This is a genomic window from Nocardia sp. GP40 (genome assembly GCF_050434125.1).
Lineage (GTDB): Bacteria > Actinomycetota > Actinomycetes > Mycobacteriales > Mycobacteriaceae > Nocardia > Nocardia albiluteola.
The window spans coordinates 300,468-313,248 of record NZ_JBNPVW010000007.1; the positions used below are offsets into that span (position 1 = coordinate 300,468).

16 protein-coding genes and 1 pseudogene are annotated in these 12,781 nt (G+C 69.0%); 4 read left to right on the top strand and 13 right to left on the bottom strand.

All coding sequences use genetic code 11. The features are described 5' to 3' along the window. Nucleotides 1-5: 5 nt before the first annotated feature. The 8 genes and pseudogenes from ABH933_RS23140 to ABH933_RS23175 all read right to left on the bottom strand — a co-directional run bounded on the left by ABH933_RS23140 (nt 6) and on the right by ABH933_RS23175 (nt 5,755). The gene (locus tag ABH933_RS23140) at nt 6-647 is read right to left on the bottom strand and encodes an Rv1733c family protein (RefSeq protein WP_429419803.1); all 642 of its coding nucleotides are present in this window, start codon (nt 645-647) and stop codon (nt 6-8) included. Continuing rightward, complete coding sequence (locus ABH933_RS23145) at nt 647-1,615, bottom strand: Acg family FMN-binding oxidoreductase (RefSeq protein WP_429419801.1); 969 nt, start codon at nt 1,613-1,615, stop codon at nt 647-649. Before ABH933_RS23145 ends, ABH933_RS23140 begins: the two co-directional genes overlap by 1 nt. Nucleotides 1,616-1,755: 140 nt before the next feature. Beyond that, nucleotides 1,756-2,706 (bottom strand): universal stress protein, encoded by a 951-nt coding sequence (locus tag ABH933_RS23150; protein WP_429419799.1) that lies wholly within the window; start codon nt 2,704-2,706, stop codon nt 1,756-1,758. Nucleotides 2,707-2,894: 188 nt separating this feature from the next. Next, a pseudogene (locus tag ABH933_RS23155) lies at nt 2,895-3,044 on the bottom strand (alcohol dehydrogenase); the annotation flags it as partial. A gap of 173 nt (nt 3,045-3,217) precedes the next feature. Beyond that, complete coding sequence (locus tag ABH933_RS23160) at nt 3,218-4,243, bottom strand: zinc-dependent alcohol dehydrogenase family protein (protein WP_429419797.1); 1,026 nt, start codon at nt 4,241-4,243, stop codon at nt 3,218-3,220. Then, entirely contained in the window at nt 4,240-4,437 is a 198-nt protein-coding gene (locus ABH933_RS23165; protein WP_429419795.1) for a hypothetical protein, read from the bottom strand. The genes ABH933_RS23160 and ABH933_RS23165 overlap by 4 nt, the downstream gene beginning before the upstream one ends. 45 nt (nt 4,438-4,482) lie before the next feature. Beyond that, nucleotides 4,483-5,478: an Acg family FMN-binding oxidoreductase gene (locus ABH933_RS23170; protein WP_429419794.1), complete on the bottom strand. Its 996-nt coding sequence runs from the start codon at nt 5,476-5,478 to the stop codon at nt 4,483-4,485. Next, entirely contained in the window at nt 5,465-5,755 is a 291-nt protein-coding gene (locus ABH933_RS23175) for a hypothetical protein (protein WP_429419792.1), read from the bottom strand. The genes ABH933_RS23170 and ABH933_RS23175 overlap by 14 nt, the downstream gene beginning before the upstream one ends. A gap of 248 nt (nt 5,756-6,003) precedes the next feature. On the opposite strand from ABH933_RS23175, the gene ABH933_RS23180 reads away from it, so the two are divergent. Both ABH933_RS23180 and ABH933_RS23185 read left to right on the top strand, forming a co-directional pair. After that, complete coding sequence (locus ABH933_RS23180; protein WP_429419790.1) at nt 6,004-6,924, top strand: universal stress protein; 921 nt, start codon at nt 6,004-6,006, stop codon at nt 6,922-6,924. A gap of 29 nt (nt 6,925-6,953) precedes the next feature. Further along, nucleotides 6,954-7,469, top strand: a complete 516-nt coding sequence (locus ABH933_RS23185) for an adenosine-specific kinase (RefSeq protein ID WP_429419789.1) — start codon at nt 6,954-6,956, stop codon at nt 7,467-7,469. Nucleotides 7,470-7,559: 90 nt separating this feature from the next. Here the strand turns inward: ABH933_RS23185 and ABH933_RS23190 are convergent, their stop codons facing one another. Both ABH933_RS23190 and ABH933_RS23195 read right to left on the bottom strand, forming a co-directional pair. Then, nucleotides 7,560-7,829: a DUF1918 domain-containing protein gene (locus ABH933_RS23190; RefSeq protein WP_215917229.1), complete on the bottom strand. Its 270-nt coding sequence runs from the start codon at nt 7,827-7,829 to the stop codon at nt 7,560-7,562. Nucleotides 7,830-7,858: 29 nt separating this feature from the next. After that, nucleotides 7,859-8,176, bottom strand: coding sequence for a universal stress protein (locus ABH933_RS23195; RefSeq protein WP_429419786.1), 318 nt, complete (start codon nt 8,174-8,176; stop codon nt 7,859-7,861). Between the two features lie 66 nt (nt 8,177-8,242). Between ABH933_RS23195 and ABH933_RS23200 the strand changes: the two genes are divergently transcribed. After that, nucleotides 8,243-8,557 (top strand): NIPSNAP family protein, encoded by a 315-nt coding sequence (locus tag ABH933_RS23200; RefSeq protein ID WP_429419784.1) that lies wholly within the window; start codon nt 8,243-8,245, stop codon nt 8,555-8,557. Nucleotides 8,558-8,664: 107 nt separating this feature from the next. Here ABH933_RS23200 and ABH933_RS23205 read toward each other — a convergent pair whose 3' ends face one another. Then, nucleotides 8,665-9,204, bottom strand: a complete 540-nt coding sequence (locus ABH933_RS23205; RefSeq protein WP_429419783.1) for a DUF7144 family membrane protein — start codon at nt 9,202-9,204, stop codon at nt 8,665-8,667. Between the two features lie 258 nt (nt 9,205-9,462). Beyond that, nucleotides 9,463-10,260, bottom strand: coding sequence for an HAD family hydrolase (locus tag ABH933_RS23210; RefSeq protein ID WP_429419781.1), 798 nt, complete (start codon nt 10,258-10,260; stop codon nt 9,463-9,465). A 411-nt stretch (nt 10,261-10,671) separates the two neighbouring features. Between ABH933_RS23210 and ABH933_RS23215 the strand changes: the two genes are divergently transcribed. Beyond that, nucleotides 10,672-11,775 carry a zinc-binding dehydrogenase gene (locus tag ABH933_RS23215; RefSeq protein WP_429419779.1) on the top strand — a complete coding sequence of 368 codons (1,104 nt, stop codon included), beginning with the start codon at nt 10,672-10,674 and terminating at the stop codon, nt 11,773-11,775. 401 nt (nt 11,776-12,176) lie between these two features. Here ABH933_RS23215 and ABH933_RS23220 read toward each other — a convergent pair whose 3' ends face one another. Continuing rightward, entirely contained in the window at nt 12,177-12,659 is a 483-nt protein-coding gene (locus tag ABH933_RS23220) for an Lrp/AsnC family transcriptional regulator (protein WP_429420195.1), read from the bottom strand. Nucleotides 12,660-12,781: the final 122 nt, after the last annotated feature.

The window sequence follows — 12,781 nt, forward strand, 5'->3', positions numbered from 1 at the left end:
CCTTCTCAACGGTGGTCTCGGCCCATGGGACGCGCCGCCAGCAGCCATTCCCTGGCCCAGGCGGCGCTGTGGCATCGGTTCAGTGTCCAGTGCAGGGCGACGAGGACTCCGGCGACGACCGCCCAGATCGCCGCCAGCAGGGTGAATCCGGCGCCGAAGCCGACGAATCCGGCGGTTTGGGAGGGCGTCGGTGCGGGCGTGGGCCGCCCGTCCGGTCCGAGCCAGATCCCGATCGCGCCGCCGCGCACCGCGCTCTCGGGAACCTCGACCGTCGCCTGTGCGGCGCGGCCGTTCCGGACCCAGCGCACCGGTGCCTGCGCCGTCGTGATGGTACGGCCGCTGTCGGCGGCTGCACTCGGCGTCTGCGAGCCGGTGACGACCGGGTCGGCCACAAGCGTCGCCTGAACCGCCACCTTGGTCGAGTTTTCCGAGCGGATGTGGTCCGCGGCCGCGGTATAGGACGCGGTTCCCGCCGCGGCCGCGACCGGCACCGCGACCAGCAGCAGCACCACCGCGAGTACCCGGACAACGGCTTCGATCCGGTCAGAGCCCCGCATGAGCGGGCTGCGGCTCCACGGCAGGATCCGCAGCCATCGCACCGGCATCGATGGGTAGCGGGTAATTCGGTCCCCGGAGTGATCGATCATTACGGCTTCACCACCTCCTCCAGCGGCCGCCGGGGCGTGGCGGGCACCGGATCGGCGCTCGTCGCGGCCCAGCCGAGCCGGATGATCATCTGCGGAAATCCGCTGTCTCCCAGCACATCCGTGCGAATCGCCGCGCGCGTGTCCGCGACCTCCAGCGGTTCGGACAGCGCGCAGGTGGCCAGGCCCATCTGGGTCGCGGTGAGCAGCACCGCGCTCATGGCCTCCCCGGTCCGCAGCCGTGAGATCCGATCGTCGCCGGAGGTGCTCAGCACCAGCATCCGCTCGGCCACATCGATGTCGCGGACCACCGCCTCCGGCAGACCGGGATTGGAGAACGGGCGCACGGTGTCGTCCATCGACGCGACGGCGCTGCGCGCGGAAACCTCCGTGGGCGCGGCGTGCCGGCCGCTCCACTGGGACAGCTCCACGCCGTAACCGAAGTCGGCCGCGTGCTCGCGGGCCGCCCACTCGAACGCGCGCAGCAGTTCGGTTCGCTCGCCGCCGTGTTCGATGTCGTGCACCTGCACGCCGTACGCGCGCCCGACCGCGGTGAGCTTGTCCAGGTGGGTCGGGTGAACTTCGCACGAGGTGAAGCGACGGCCATCGGTGCGGCGCCGCGTGATAGCCCGCGCCAGTCCCGGCCCCTGCGTATCCGGCGTCGCCGCCCGGAATTCGACGGCCGCCAGGTGCTCGGGGTCGGCCGGGTTCGGCAACCGGTGCACCGTGGTCTCCCAGCCCAGCGCCCGCGCCGCGACGCGCAGATGATGTAGTGCCGCACCACAGCTGATCAGCAGGTCGCGCTGGTCGGGGTCGGTGTGCGAGAGCCACCGCGTGGTGTCGGCGTACAGGTGCACGGTGCTGTCCCCGACGCGCCACAGCCACGGCTGTGTGTTGTGCACCGAGGGCGCGCGAATCGCCAGTTCCAGCGCCGCCCGCACGGTCCCGATGTCGGGGTGAATAGTGGACATTGCTCGTCTCCGATCAGGCTTCGCCTGGAATCACCAGGAAGAGATTTGTCCCGCCGCCAGATAGTTCGCCGCCCGCCACCACGCGTCCACGTCCGCGATCAGCTCCCCGGTCCCGGCCGGTACCGTGACCGGCGCGCCGGTCACGACTCGCTCCGCTCGTCGGGATGCACGACCATCACCGGGCAATTCGCGTGCTGGACAAGAGCATTCGATGTCGACCCGAGCAGGGCACCGCGGATCCAGCCGTGGCCGCGGCTGCCCACGACCATCAGCTGCGCGGACCCCGACCACGCCAGCAGCGTCCGCACGGGGTCCGAGGGATACACCCGGCGATTCACCAGCACCTCGGGGTACTTCTCCTGCCACCCCGCCAGCCGCTCGGCCAGCAACGCCTGCTCGGTCACCTCGATCTCGGGCGTGGGGAACACCAGATAGGGGTTGCCAGCGTAGTGCCCGAACTTCGCGTCGTCCCACACGTGCACCGCCACCAGCTCCGCGCCCCGCTCGGCCGCCTCCTCGAATGCCGCACCGATGGCGGCCTCGCTCATCGGCCCGCCGTCCACGCCGACCACGACCGGCCCCTCGCGCCGCACCCGCCGGCCGGGGTCGGAGTCGGGGCGCACGACCACCACCACGCCCTCGGCGCGGCAGCTGACCGACAGTACTGTCGAGCCCAGGTGTGCGGCCAGGCCACCGGCGCCCGAGGCGCCCAGCACCATCAGATAGGCCGTCGGCCCATACCGCAGCAGCAGCCGCACCGCATCCGCGGCCGATACCTCCGTCTGCACGCGCACTCCGGGCGCCGCCGCGAGCGCCCGCTGCACGGCCCGCTGCGCGGCCAGCTCCACCAGGGCGCCGGCCCGGGCCCGCACCGCGTCGAGTACCGGCGGCTCCAGCAGGTCGTATGGCTCGAGCGTCCGCGTCATGCCCGCGAGGTTCATCCCGTGCACGATGCACAGGGTCCTGCCGCGGCGCTCCGCCGTCTCAGCGGCCCAGGCCACGGCAGCGTCCGCGGCCGCGGACCCGTCCACGCCGACCACGATCGGCGCGGATGCCAGATGACGCACATCGTCGCTGTGGTGGGTGCTCATGATTCGCTCCCGGTCTCCTCGTTCCGGAACAGCACGACCTTCAACGCGCCCGAGTCGCCGGGATGCTCGAAAACCTCGTAGGCGAGCGGGAATTCGCTCATGCCGAAGCGGTGGGTGACCAGCCCCGACGAGTCCAGCCGGCCACTGCGGATCAGCTCGATCAGCGTCGGGATCGAACTGGTGTCGACCGGCACATCACCTTTGAGGATCTGCAGGTCGGTGCCGCAGATCGGCACCGCGTCCACCCGCACGATCGCATCGGTGTCCACCTGGATCACCGGGTCGGGCACTTGCTCCCACGCCGAGCTGCCGGGCCCGTGATAAACCATCGCATGCATAGTTGCTCCCGCTGAACCGTCACCATCCCACGCACCGGATGACGCTTACGTCCCAGCCTCGTTCGGCCGTTCCCGGCCCCACAGTGCCGAAAGGCCCACCGGCGCGAGCACAGCAGCCGGACCTCGGGAAGGCTTCGGCCCTTTCCGCACCTACCGCGGGCGAGTCGCCGGCCTCACACCGCCCGGTCGTTCACGAGCACGGCGGCGCCGTTGACCCGGTCGCCGGCCAGGTCGGCGAGCGCCTCGTTCGCACGGTCCATCGGATACGGCGTCGCGGAGACTCGTACCGGAATACGAGCGGCGAGCTCCATGAACTCGATCCCGTCCTGCCTGGTGTTCGCGGTCACGCTCCGGACGGTCCGCTCCTGGAAGAGGTGACGCTCGTAGTTGATCGCGGGAATGTCGGTGAGATGGATACCGGCAATCGCGAGACAGCCCCCGCGATCGAGAGCCTCCAGGGCAGGCGGCACCAAGGTACCGACCGGCGCGAACATGATGGCCGCGTCGAGTCGTTCGGGCGGAGGATCAGCCGCACCACCGACGCTGGCCACACCGAGCGTGAGAGCGAGGTCCCGGGCCTCCTGCGAACGGGTGAGAACGTGGACCTCGGCGCCCTCGGCGATAGCGACCTGGGCGGTGATATGGGCGGATCCGCCGAATCCGTAGATCCCGAGCCTGCCCCCCGGCGGAAGCTGTGCACGACGCAGCGCGCGGTAGCCGATTATTCCGGCGCACAACAACGGAGCGGCCTCGTTGTCACAGAAGGCGTCAGGTATCGCGTAACCGAACGCCTCGTCGACGACCACGTACTCGGCGTATCCCCCGTCCAGGTCCCACCCCCGGAACAGCGGGGCGAGACAGAGATTCTCCCTCCCGGCGATACAGTACCGGCAGCGACCGCACGTCCGGGCGAGCCACGGCACCCCGATCCGGTCACCCTCGCCGAACCGGAAGCACCCCTCCCCGACACGATCAACGATGCCCACCACCTCGTGACCAGGAACGACGAGATGGCGCCTGGGCTCGAGGTCCCCTTCCGCCAGGTGAAGATCGGTCCGGCACACCCCGCACACTCGCACGTGCACCCGCACCTGTCCGGGGCCGGGCTGCGGAATCGCCCGCTCGACCCGGATCAGCGGATTCGACTCGATGGGCCCCGGCCGGTCCACGGCCCACGCCCGCAGCATCGCGCCGGTCACGATCGGATCCTCTCGTTCGACTCGACCGCCGACACCGGATCGGTGACCGACCAGTGCGCCACGGCAACGGGGCACTGCGCATGCCAGATGGCCTCGGCAGCGGCCCAGGTGGCCACGTGGTAGGCCACGATCGAGCCGTCGACCGCGGCGACGATCGGCGCCTTCCGCTCATTCGGTGCGGATTCTTCCGTCATGAGACTCGCCCGCAGTGCCCTCGACGGCGGTGCGCTCACCATCGCTCAGACCTCCTCGCCCTGCTCGTCGGGCAACGGCAGCAGGACCTCCGAGACCGGGCGTCGCGGGGTCGGCAACAGCGGTCCGGCACTCGTTGCGGCCCAACCGATCCGGATGATCAATTGCGGAGAACCGCTGTCCTGCAACACATCGCGGCGGATCCGCACTCGAGTCTCGGGAACCTCGAGCGGCTCGCTCAGCGGGCAGCCGGCCAGTCCGAGCACCGTCGCCGTCAGTAGCGCCGCGCTGGCGCCCTCACCGGCGCGCAACCGCGACAACAGGTCGTCCCCGGTGGTGGTCAGCACCACCAGCCGCTCCGCGGCATCGGTACCGTGCAGCACCTCCTGCGGCAGACCGGGATCGGCGAAGGGCCGCATGGTCACGTCGGTGGCCACGACCGCGCTGCGGGATGGAACGCCCTGCGGCGCGGCATGGTGCCCGCTCCACCGCGCCAGCTCTGCGCCATAGGACGAATCGCGTGCGTGAGCTCGCGCGGCGTCCTCGAAGGCGCGCATCAACTGCGTTCGGGCGTAACCGGATTCGACGGCGCTCACGAACACCCCGTGTGCTCCCGCCGCGGCCGCGAGGGTCTCCAGATATGCCTGCGGAACCTCCCACGAGGTGAACCGGCGGCGATCGCTGCACCGTCGGGATATCGCCCGCGCCAGCCGCGCCGCCTCGACCGTCGGTGTATCGGGGGCGAATTCGATCGCGGCCAGGTGATCGGGATCGCCCGCATTCGGCAGCCGGTGCACCACGGTCTCCCAGCCGGACGCCCGCATCGCGACGCGCAGATGATGCAGGGCCGCACCGCAACTCACGATCAGGTCGCGCCCATCGGGATCGGTGTGCGGCAGCTGCCGGCTCCGGTCGGCGTACAGGTGTAGGGTCTCATCGCCCAGGCGCCACAGCCAGGGCTGGGTGTTGTGCACCGAGGGCGCCCGCACGGCCAGCGCCAGGGCGGCGCGGACGGTATCGTGATCGGGCTCATGGCTCGGCATCGCCGGAACTCCCCTCATTCCCGCCGGGCAGGGCGAGGAATTGGCCCGCGGTGGCGCCGCCGTACAGGTCGACGTCGATCACCCGCTGCCACTCGTGTTCGTCGGTCACATCCAGATGACGGAAGGCGGCGCGGGGGCCCAGGGCCGCGGCGACCGCCGTCCCGTCGGGCTCGAGCAGGTCCGCGATCATCACGCCCAGCTGTTCCTTGGCCAGCGCGGCACCAATGCCTCGCGCGCCTCCGGTGACGATCGCGCTTCTGCCCGCGAATTCACTCACGACACATACCCTTTCGGTGCTCTCGGATGCTCGTGTTCAGAATTGCGCGCCGGGGCACGCAGGCGAGACGGCCGAATGTCACCGGGAACCGGGCCGTCGGGAACCATCGAGTCATCTACCGGCCCGATGGCCGTATTGCCCTGCCCCCCGTGACGATCGGCAGCATCGCAATGCCCGCGGCGGTGCCTACCGTGACAACCACCGACCGTGTAATTCCTAGGGCCGGGGCCACATCTTGGGAGGTCGTGGTGACATCGCAGGACGACGAGACCGATCCCCGCCAATCGGTATCGGCGCAGGTGATCGTAGGCGTCGACGGCTCACGAGGTTCGGACGCCGCGGTGCGCTGGGCCGCCGGCTACGCCGCGGGCCGCGGCCGTGAACTGCTGATCGTGCACGGAATGGGGCTGGTCGGCGATTCCGCGCTAACCGGTCCGTACGCGGTGTGGCAGCAGGACGTCATCGACGCCGCCCGCACCCGCGGCGCCGCCGTCGTCGAGAAGGCCGAGCAGCTGGCCCGTCGCACCGCGCCCGACGTGCAGGTAGCGACCCTGACGGCCGGCGAGAGTCCGGCCACTCTGCTCGTCTACCACAGCGCCGGGGCGTACGCGGTCGTGCTGGGCTCGACCGGCTCGACCGGCACCCTGGGCCATCTGGGCTCGACGCTGCTGGCGGTGAGCGCGCACTCGCATGGCGCGGTGATCGTCGTCCCCGACGGCTACTCCGAGGCCGATCGCGCCGGCGGCTCGGTGGTCGTCGGCATCGATGGCAGCCCCGTCAGCGAGCCCGCGATCGCCGCCGCATTCGCCGAGGCGGCCGAACGCGACACCGAACTCGTGGCCGTCCATGCGTACTCCGACTGGGATTTCGGCCAGTTCGCCGGGATGGTCGCGCCGCTGCCCGACGCCGCCACTGAGGCCGAGACGGCGATACTCGCCGAACGACTGGCGGGCTGGCAGGAGAAATACCCCGACGTCCCGATCGTGCGCCAGACATATCTCTCCGCGCCCGGGCAACGCCTGCGGGAATGGTCGAACACGGCCCAACTGCTGGTCGTCGGCAGTCGTGGTCGCGGCGGCTTCCGCGGACTGCTGTTCGGATCGACCTCGAATTATCTTGTGCAGCACGCTTATTGCCCGGTGATGGTCGTTCACGAGGCCGAGAAATAGGCGGAAGAGTCCAACGCGAGGAGGAGCGAATGAACTCGGCGGAACCAACGGCACGGCCCGATGTCGAACTGACAGCGGTGCGCATCGACAAGGATGACGACCTCAACGTGATCATCGGCCAGGCCCACTTCATCAAGACCATCGAGGACCTGCACGAGGCGCTTGCCGGGGCCGGACCACACCTCCGGTTCGGCGTGGCATTCTGTGAAGCGTCGGGTCCGCGACTGGTCCGGTACTCCGGCAACGATGCCGACTTGGTTGCGCTCGCGACGCGAAACGCCATGGCGATCGCGGCAGGCCACGCGTTCGTCGTGTTCCTGCGCGAGGGTTATCCGGTGAACGTGCTCAACGCGATCCGGCACGTGCCCGAGGTCTGCGGGATCTTCTGTGCCACCTCGAATACGGTTCAGGTGCTCATCGCCCAGACTGATTGCGGCCGCGGCATCATCGGCGTGATCGACGGACAGCCACCGCTCGGTGCGGAGACTCTCGAGGACCAGGACGACCGCAAACGGCTGTTACGCGTTATCGGCTACAAACTCTGAACGATGCACCGAGACTACCCGGCGCCTCGGTTCCGCCGGCCTACCGTGCTATCAGCCCGGCGACCGGCGTGACCGCCGGACGGCTGGGAATTACTCCGCCGGACCATGCGGCTCCGGGGTGTGCTGCATCGACGAAAACCGTGCCGTCGCAACCTCTTCCTGAGCGCGGAGTGCGTCGGCGGACAAGACATAGCTGTCCGGGCCGGGGAAGGTCAGCGCCCGATGCCCGGTATCGCTCCAATGCACCAGATACGGCGGTGCGCCATCCTGACCGTGGACTTCCTCGATCAGGCCGCGCCGTACGCCCTGGCCGATGGATCGCCCCTCCACCACGAGCCAGTCTCCGGATTCGGCATGCATCATTACCTCCTTCTCGTGCCGGGTGCCGATCACATATAGTCGCCGCGCCGCTCTTCGGCCAGTAGGGCCGCGTGTCGGCCACGTTCGGGTCCTTGGGCCCCGGCCAACGACTGTGATCCGCTGTTATCGTGCACGACCATCACCGGGCACCGGGCATGCTGCACAAGCGCATTCGAGGTCGAGCCGAACAGCAGACTCCCGAGACGGCCGCGCCCCCTGCTGCCGGACACCACCAGCTGCGCCGACTCCGACCATGCCAGCAGGGTTGCCGCCACCTCCGTCGAGTAGACCCGGCGATTCACCACCACCTCGGGGCCAAACCCGTCTGCATCGCCCAGATGGTGCACCGATACTACGAGTAGCGGCAGACTCAGCGACCTCGGCTATATTTCCTAGACCCCGGAAGAGTTCACATGATTACCTGTGTCGTCGACTACACCATCGACCCCGGCAAGATCGAAGCGTTCGAGGAGTTCGCTGCGGAATGGATTCGCCTGGTCAACAAACACGGCGGTCGTCACCACGGATACTTCATGCCTTCGGAAGGGGCGAGCGATAAGGCGCTGGCACTGTTCAGCTTTCCCAGCTTCGCAGCGTATGAGCAGTACCGGCAGCTTTTCGGCGTCGACCCCGAATTCATAGCCGCCGACCGCATCCGCGACGAGAGTAGGTGCGTGCTGCGGTACGAGCGCTCGTTCATGCGCCCATTCCTCGGGTCGGATGGATAGAGGGCGGACAGAGCCCTCGGATCCGACAGCCGTCGACGCGCCGCTCCCTCCCACTGCAGTCCGGGCAGTCGGCGTGGTGGGTCCTGGGCCGGCCGGGGCGCCGCTCATTACGGGGTGTGTGCCGCGGCGCCGGGGCCAGGCTGGTGCCAGGTCGCCACGGCCCAGATCAGGAATACGTCGAGCGCGATGATCAGGACTGACCACCACGGATTGTGGGGCAGCCACAGGAAATTCGCCACGATCGAGAACGCGGCGAGCACGATCGCGGTGGCCCGGGCCCAGGTCCGTCCGGTGAACAAGGCGGCGCCAACGAGTACGAGCAGAGCCCCGATCACGATGTGGACCACCCCCCAGCCGGTGGCATTCCACTGATACGTGTACTGGGGGCCGACCACGACGATGGCGTCGGCCTCGACCGCCGAGATGCCCTCCAGGATCTGCACCGCCCCGGCGGCAATCAGCAGCACCGCGGCCGCCATCGTGCCCATTGCCGCGGCCTGCTCGCGGGCGGGCCGCGCACCTGCATGACGGCGTCGGGGAGCGGTTTCGGTCTCGGGCGTGGCGTTGCGCGCGGCGTCGGTGTCCGATGCGATATTCGGACCGGCCGGCGGCACCGGACCCGAGGTCCCGGCTGTCGGGTCGGACATGGTTCCTCCTACGGTTCGATGATTCGTCCAGGTGTTCGTTCTCGCACTACCCCGCACGGTCGTTCCGACACAAGAGGCGATCGGCCTACTCCACCGAGGCACCAGGCGAAATAGTAGGTCCGCCAGGCCGGGCCTCGAGTGCGACGCGCTCACGCGATCCGGAAATCGCGTTCCAGTTCCGTGCGCAGCACGGCCGCACGGGCTCCACCGGAACGCCCGCACCATCGAATCGAATCTGATCGCCGTATCGAAACCCCGTCATGGCCAACGTAGTTCGGCCAGATCGGAGGTGACTCGGTCGGCACCGGCCCGCCGCAACTCCGCCGAGCGGACCTCGCTCCGCATGCGATCGACCCCGATGACGAGAGCGAATCCGCCGCCGCGACCGGCCGCTATCCCCGCAACGGCGTTCGCGAAAACCGCGCACCGGGAAGGAGCGACGCCCACCGCATCCGCACCCGCCAGATACGCGTCCGGTGCGGGTTCACCGCGCAATCGGCGCGATTGGACCTCGATCGCATCAATGCAGGCGTCGAGGCAGCCATCCAGACCGGCGGCGCTCAGTATCGCGCGCGCGGTCGTCGACGATGCGACCGCCGCAACCGCCGATCCGGCCGCCCGGGCCCTTGCCACCAGGCCGGCCGCGTCCGGATAGGCGCGAACACCCTCGCGCTCGATGATCGACAGCAGCAGACGATCCTTGCTCTCGCTGAGCCCGTGCACGGTCGATCGCGTCGCATGGTCCCCGAGCTCGCCCTCGGGTAGCTCGATACCGCGGGAATCCATGAATCCCCGCACCGCGTCCTCCCCGGAACGGCCCTCGACATACCGGCGGAAGTCCGCCTCGGTGAACGCCGACCCCCGCGGCCCGCCCACGCAGTCGAGATAAACATCGAAGACCGCGGCCCATGCCCGGCGGTGCGCGTCGCGCGTATCGGTCAGGACACCGTCGACTTCGAACAGGCCCGCCACCACCGCCCCCGAACTCGCCCCGCCCGCCGGTGCCGCATGCGCGCCGGCACCGGCGGAAGTCGCTCCATCGTCGAGATGCGTCATCGGTGTCCCCGGCTCTCGGATACCCCCACTCGTCTTCTCGATCGAACCGCTTCACTACCGTCCTACCACCGCAAACAGCGGGCGAACAGTGGCATGGGCACCCGGTTTTTCCGGGTTCCGCGGCGGGTACGGCGAGCCCGTGCAGGCACACCCAGCCGCAATCGTCCACCGGCGGCACCTCGACCGCCGCGAGCGCCGGGAACTGGCCGTGCACGGGCACGCCCACGCCGTCACCGTATGCGGGCGGACACCGGGCGGTTACGGTCCGCGCCGAACAGGAGTCGCGCGGTCACGCTGCTGCCGATGAATGCGCGCTGCTTCGCCCAGAGTGCACTCCCTGCGGCCGTATGGCCGTTCGGGCCCAAGAGATTCGGGCAATCAGGCGGATGCGGAGGCGGTACATTCGGTCGGATGAGCGCAGCGATCTCCGTCGTCGTCATGCCCGGACCCGAAGCGCCCCTGCAGGTGCGCAGCACGCCGCTACCGGAGGTCGAGCCGGGCGGGGTGCTGTTGCGGACGCTGGGCAGCGAGGTGTGCGGCACCGATGTGCACCTGTGGCACGGCCAGTTGTCCGGTGTGCCGTATCCGATCACACCCGGACATGTCAGTGTCGGACAGGTCGCCGCGCTCGGGCCGGGCGAGGCGCCGCGTGATGTGGACGGCATGCCGGTTCGACCGGGTCAGGTCGTTACCTTCTTGGATGTGTATGGCACCTGCGGTCGCTGCTGGTACTGCACCGTCGCGCACGCCAGCACGCGGTGCCCGCAACGCCAGGTGTATGGGGTGACGATGTGCGCCGACGACGGATTGTTCGGTGGCTGGGGCGAATACATCTACCTCGCGCCGGGGGTGCATATCGTGCCGCTGCCGGAGGAACTGGACTGGCGCGCGTTCCTGGCCGGCGGCTGCGGCATGCCCACCGCCCTGCATGCAATCACCCTCGGCGAGATCGGTTTCGGGGACACCGTCGTGGTGCAGGGCGCGGGGCCGGTCGGGTTGTGCGCGGCGGTGCTGGCGCAACTACGCGGCGCAGGCCGAGTGATCGTCATCGGCGGCCCGCAGGTGCGCCTGGCTGCGGCGCGCCGATTCGGCGCGGACACCGTCATCGATATCGGCGAGAGTACCGCCGAGGAGCGGATCGAGCGGGTCCGTGCACTGACCGGTGGCAGAGGAGCGGATGTGACCATCGAGGCGACCGGCATACCCGGCGCGGTGCCCGAGGGGATGCGACTGACCCGGGACGCGGGCCGATACATCGTGGTGGGCCAGTACACCGACGCCGGTGTCACCTCGCTCAATCCGCACCTGGATCTGAACCGCAAGCACCTGTGCGTACGGGGGTGCTGGGGCAGCGATGCCGGGCACGTGTGGCGATCGGTCCGGGTGATGGCACGATACGCCGGCCTGTTTCCGTGGACCGAGCTGATCAGCCGGGAGTACTCCCTGGACCAGGCGCAATCCGCGCTCGAAGCCGTCGCCCGGCAAGAAGTCGTCAAGGCGCTCATCGTGCCTTGACGCTCACCGGACGAGAAGCCTTCGCGCCGCCGCGTACCGTGGAACAGACTGTCCGGCGGGCAATTTGGTCATGCGATGAGGTTTCAATCGGAACCAGTTGTCATCGACGAGTTGTTCCGGATGGTCGCCGCCGGCTTCCAGTCGCTTCCCAGACAATGCCCGTCTCCTCCAGGAGCTTGCTCCACACGGCGAGCGGGCGCCGGGCGAACGCGTCGTCGAGAATCGCCATGCACTCGCGCCGGTGCGCGTTCCACGAGTCCTGGGAGCACCGTTGTCCCCGGTGTCGGCCCGCTCTCGGGCGCGCCGGGACTGTCGCCGCGTCGATCGACGAAGCGGCGGGCAAGATCGGCGGCTGGCTCGCCGAACGGTTCGCCTGAAGGACCAGCGGCGGCCGATCACCGTCATTCCGTGCTTGCGAGCCGCCGCACGAGCGGCCTTACCCGGTACTCCATGAGCTGGCGCATAACGAGCGCGGTGGTGGTCTGTTCGACGCCGTCGATGTCGAGAATGCGGCCCGCGATGCGATAGAGATCGTCGGCGTCGCGGGCCACCACATGCACCAGCAGGTCCGTCACACCGCTGAGGCCCTGCACCTCGGTCACCTCGGGGATGTCCTCGAGCGCCACGGCGATCGCCGACAGCGCACGCTGGACGACCCGGGTCATGATCACCGCATCGAGCGGATAGCCCAGCGCCGCCGGATCGATGCGCCGTTCGAATGTGCGCAGCACACCCTGCTTATCGAACTTGGCGAGGCGTGCCTGCACCGTATTGCGAGACAGACCCGTCGACCCGGCGAGCGCGAGCACCGTCGCACGGGGGTCCACGCTCAGCGCGTCGAGAATCCGGGCGTCGAGCGCGTCGACGGTGGATGTCGTGGGCATAATGCCAACCTTCCGAAGCGAGCAATCGCCGTGCGCGTGCATATTGCTGAGATTTCCATCAACAGATTGTCACTATTGTGCGTCTATGGTCAACTCGCTGATCGATATGCACAAAGATCGCG

What these genes read in the sequence shown, in the direction of transcription:
- ABH933_RS23220 (WP_429420195.1), bottom strand. Translation starts at nt 12,659, where the DNA reads ATGCCCACGACATCCACCGTCGACGCGCTCGACGCCCGGATTCTCGAC.
- ABH933_RS23170 (WP_429419794.1), bottom strand. Translation starts at nt 5,478, where the DNA reads ATGCCGAGCCATGAGCCCGATCACGATACCGTCCGCGCCGCCCTGGCG.
- ABH933_RS23150 (WP_429419799.1), bottom strand. Translation starts at nt 2,706, where the DNA reads ATGAGCACCCACCACAGCGACGATGTGCGTCATCTGGCATCCGCGCCG.
- ABH933_RS23205 (WP_429419783.1), bottom strand. Translation starts at nt 9,204, where the DNA reads ATGTCCGACCCGACAGCCGGGACCTCGGGTCCGGTGCCGCCGGCCGGT.
- ABH933_RS23215 (WP_429419779.1), top strand. Translation starts at nt 10,672, where the DNA reads ATGAGCGCAGCGATCTCCGTCGTCGTCATGCCCGGACCCGAAGCGCCC.
- ABH933_RS23190 (WP_215917229.1), bottom strand. Translation starts at nt 7,829, where the DNA reads ATGCATGCCGAATCCGGAGACTGGCTCGTGGTGGAGGGGCGATCCATC.
- ABH933_RS23145 (WP_429419801.1), bottom strand. Translation starts at nt 1,615, where the DNA reads ATGTCCACTATTCACCCCGACATCGGGACCGTGCGGGCGGCGCTGGAA.
- ABH933_RS23140 (WP_429419803.1), bottom strand. Translation starts at nt 647, where the DNA reads ATGATCGATCACTCCGGGGACCGAATTACCCGCTACCCATCGATGCCG.
- ABH933_RS23200 (WP_429419784.1), top strand. Translation starts at nt 8,243, where the DNA reads ATGATTACCTGTGTCGTCGACTACACCATCGACCCCGGCAAGATCGAA.
- ABH933_RS23185 (WP_429419789.1), top strand. Translation starts at nt 6,954, where the DNA reads ATGAACTCGGCGGAACCAACGGCACGGCCCGATGTCGAACTGACAGCG.
- ABH933_RS23210 (WP_429419781.1), bottom strand. Translation starts at nt 10,260, where the DNA reads ATGACGCATCTCGACGATGGAGCGACTTCCGCCGGTGCCGGCGCGCAT.
- ABH933_RS23165 (WP_429419795.1), bottom strand. Translation starts at nt 4,437, where the DNA reads ATGACGGAAGAATCCGCACCGAATGAGCGGAAGGCGCCGATCGTCGCC.